The organism is Rhodopseudomonas sp. BR0C11, assembly GCF_010820945.1.
Taxonomy (GTDB): domain Bacteria; phylum Pseudomonadota; class Alphaproteobacteria; order Rhizobiales; family Xanthobacteraceae; genus Rhodopseudomonas; species Rhodopseudomonas palustris_H.
In genome coordinates, this window is record NZ_QTKI01000467.1 from 1 (window position 1) to 3,444 (window position 3,444).

5 protein-coding genes, 1 tRNA gene and 1 pseudogene are annotated in these 3,444 nt (G+C 64.6%); all 7 read right to left on the reverse strand.

All coding sequences use genetic code 11. From position 1 onward, the window contains the following. Positions 1-267, reverse strand: a pseudogene (locus DYI24_RS23510) (2-hydroxyacid dehydrogenase); the annotation flags it as partial. A gap of 100 nt (positions 268-367) precedes the next feature. Continuing rightward, positions 368-1,057, reverse strand: a complete 690-nt coding sequence (gene rplA, locus DYI24_RS23515; protein ID WP_164574047.1) for a 50S ribosomal protein L1 — start codon at positions 1,055-1,057, stop codon at positions 368-370. A gap of 7 nt (positions 1,058-1,064) precedes the next feature. Further along, positions 1,065-1,493, reverse strand: a complete 429-nt coding sequence (rplK, locus tag DYI24_RS23520; RefSeq protein WP_107345094.1) for a 50S ribosomal protein L11 — start codon at positions 1,491-1,493, stop codon at positions 1,065-1,067. Between the two features lie 214 nt (positions 1,494-1,707). After that, positions 1,708-2,238: a transcription termination/antitermination protein NusG gene (gene nusG, locus DYI24_RS23525; protein WP_011158817.1), complete on the reverse strand. Its 531-nt coding sequence runs from the start codon at positions 2,236-2,238 to the stop codon at positions 1,708-1,710. Positions 2,239-2,254: 16 nt separating this feature from the next. Next, entirely contained in the window at positions 2,255-2,443 is a 189-nt protein-coding gene (gene secE, locus DYI24_RS23530) for a preprotein translocase subunit SecE (protein WP_012496665.1), read from the reverse strand. A 299-nt stretch (positions 2,444-2,742) separates the two neighbouring features. Next, positions 2,743-2,818 (reverse strand) — tRNA-Trp (locus DYI24_RS23535). Positions 2,819-3,244: 426 nt separating this feature from the next. Further along, positions 3,245-3,444 (reverse strand): EF-Tu C-terminal domain-related protein (locus tag DYI24_RS23540; RefSeq protein ID WP_502706336.1); only part of this gene is annotated, 200 nt, incomplete at its 5' end.

Sequence of the window (3,444 nt, forward strand, 5' to 3'; positions counted from 1 at the left end):
ACCGCGCTCGGCGGCGCCCTTCAGGTCGACGCCGTCATAGCCGGTGCCGTAGCAGACCACCGCGCCGAGCGCCGGCAGCATGTCGAAAGTCTCGCGGCCGAGCGGCTGCCCGCCCATCGTCAGCAGCGCGCGGACATCGGCGAGCTCGGCGGCACTGAACACCTGATCGGCCGGTTTGCCGGCGGTCTCCAGAAGCTCGAACCGCTCGGCAAATCTCCCCAGCATCGACCGCCCAAACCGCGACGCCACCAGAACCTTGTCGGCCATTTCTGCCCCTCCCGTTTTTTGTTGTTTTGCGAGCAAACAAAAAGGGCGAACGGGTTGCCCCGTCCGCCCTCTTCAAATCGTCATCGTCCGGGCAACGGACTTAGTGGACGGTGCCCGGCTCGACCTTCACGCCCGGGCCCATGGTCGAGGACACCGCGACGCGCTGAATGTAGGTACCCTTGGCGCCGGTCGGCTTGGCCTTGTTGACCGCGTCCGCGAGCGCCTTGATGTTCTCCACCAGCTTGTCGGCGTCGAACGAGGCCTTGCCGACGCCGGCCTGGATGATACCGGCCTTCTCGACGCGGAACTCGACCGAACCGCCCTTGGCACCCTTGACCGCGCCGGCGACGTCCATGGTCACCGTGCCGATCTTCGGGTTCGGCATCATGCCGCGCGGGCCGAGCACCTTACCGAGGCGGCCGACCAGGGGCATCATGTCCGGGGTGGCGATGCAGCGGTCGAAGTTGATGTTGCCGGCCTGAACCTGCTCCACCAGATCTTCCGCGCCGACCACGTCGGCGCCCGCAGCCTTGGCTTCGTCCGCCTTGGCGCCGCGCGCGAACACGCCGACGCGCACGGTACGGCCGGTGCCGTTCGGCAGCATGACCACGCCGCGGACCATCTGGTCAGGGTGGCGCGGATCGACGCCGCGGTTGATCGCGACCTCGATGGTCTCGTCGAACTTCGAGATGGCGCGCTCCTTGACCAGCTTCACCGCTTCGTCGAGCGGATACAGCTTGGTGCGGTCGATGCCTTCCCGGATCTTCTTCAGACGCTTACCGATTGCCATGTTCGCCTTACCCCTCGACCCGCAGGCCCATCGAACGGGCAGAGCCCTCGACCATGCGCATGGCCGAATCGACGGTGTCGCAATTGAGATCCTTCATCTTCTTCTCGGCGATCTCGCGCACCTGCGCGGAGGTCACCTTGCCGACGAAGTCACGGCCCGGCGCCTTGGAGCCGGACTGGATCTTGGCCGCCTGCTTGAGGAAGTAGGACATCGGCGGGGTCTTCATCTCGAAGGTGAACGAACGATCGGCGTAGATCGTGATCACCACCGGAATCGGCGTGTTCTTCTCTTCCTTCTGGGTCTGCGCGTTGAACGCCTTGCAGAACTCCATGATGTTGAGGCCGCGCTGACCAAGCGCGGGACCGATCGGAGGCGACGGGTTCGCCGCTCCGGCCGGCACCTGCAACTTCAGGTATCCGGTCACTTTCTTTGCCATACCAACTCTCCTGTTGCCGGCGAACCGGCGGTTTCAGGTTCCGTGGTGGGGCGCTTTCCGATGACTGGCGATCACCGGCACGCCTCCCACGTCTCTAAAGAGCAGAGCCTCCGCCCTGCCCTCTTCCGTCATGCCCGGACTTGATCCGGGCATCCATCCCTCTTCAAACGAAGCGGATGGATTGCCGGGTCAAGCCCGGCAATGACAGTAACGATCAGACCTTCTCGACCTGACCGAATTCCAGTTCGACCGGGGTCGCGCGGCCGAAGATCGACACCGCGACCTTCACGCGCGAACGCGCCTCGTCGATTTCCTCGACCACGCCGGAGAACGACGCGAACGGACCGTCGGCGACGCGAACGTTCTCGCCGATCTCGAACGACACCGACGCCTTCGGGCGCTCCACGCCTTCCTGCACCTGGTGCAGGATGCGCATCGCCTCGGACTCCGAGATCGGCATCGGCTTGTTCTCGGCGCCGAGGAAACCGGTGACCTTCGGGGTGTTCTTGATCAGGTGGAAGGCTTCGTCGGTGAGGTTCATCTTCACCAGCACGTAGCCCGGGAAGAACTTGCGCTCGGCGTCGACCTTGCGGCCGCGGCGCACCTCGGTGACCTTCTCGGTCGGCACCAGCACCTGCTCGAACAGATCTTCCAGGCCACGTTGCTTGGCCTGCTCCTTGATCGATTCGGCGACCTTCTTTTCGAAGTTCGAATAGGCGTGGACGATATACCAGCGCATGCTCATGGTAAGGGGCCTGCCGTCAAACGCCGAGCAACAGGCGGATCAGAACGCTGATCACCTGGTCGGCGGCAAAAAAGAAGATCGAAGCCAGCGCCACCATCACGAACACCATGATCGTGGTGATCGAGGTTTCGCGGCGGGTCGGCCAGGTCACCTTGGCGGTCTCGCTCCGCACTTCCTGCAGGAATTTGAACGGGCTGAAGGCCATCGTGTGATCCAGATCAGTCGAATGTGGGTGTTTCAGAAATCCGAACAGCCCCGGTGAACCCAACCCTGGCGAACCTCGCCGGGGATGAGCCGACAACGGGCCCAATTTTCGGGAAATCAAAGCCGCGCCGGAAATCCGTCGAAGCGGGCCGGCAGCGAGTGAGGCCTTGTATGGCGAGTTCGGCAAAACGTCAAGCTGCGCGGCGGTGGACAGAGCAGCGCACGGGACCGTCGCGGCAACCCGCCGCAGACAGAAAAGCCGTTCAGTTTCAACCAGCTGTCAGATTTCCGGAGCGCGCCTGGCAGGAGTGGAGAGGCTCGAACTCCCAACCCCCGGTTTTGGAGACCGGTGCTCTACCAATTGAGCTACACTCCTAGGGCCGGCGTCGCCGCCGAACGCGCCGGTTGAAGCATAGGCACCCCCCTGCTGGCAAGTGGGATGCGCGGTTAGGCTTTGGTCTATTCCACTGCCGCGTTGGGGGCGGGCTCGGCAGCGCGCCTGGATCCGGGCCGCGCCGGACGCGCCAGCGCGCATTCCCGGTTGGCGCCGGTGCCCGGCGCATTCTCGAACACGCAGCGGCTCGGCGGGGTGCCGCACACCCGGTCGAGTTCGCGGAAACCGACGCAGTGACCATCCGGCGCGCGATAGCCAGGACCGCCCCTGCAGCCACAACCTTTGCACGGCGGCCGGTCCGGGCAGGTCGCCTCGCCTGCCATCGGCCATGCCCAAGCGAAAAGAAAAGCCGCGCATACGGCAAAGCGTATGCGCGGCTTCCCCAAGCTCATCACGTCGCCCGAGTTGTTACTCGATGATCGCGGCGACGACGCCGGCGCCCACCGTGCGGCCGCCTTCGCGGATGGCGAAGCGCAGCTTCTCTTCCATCGCGATCGGCACGATCAGGTGCACTTCCATCGCGATGTTGTCGCCCGGCATCACCATCTCGGTGCCTTCCGGCAGGTGCACCACACCGGTCACGTCGGTGGTGCGGAAGTAGAACTGCG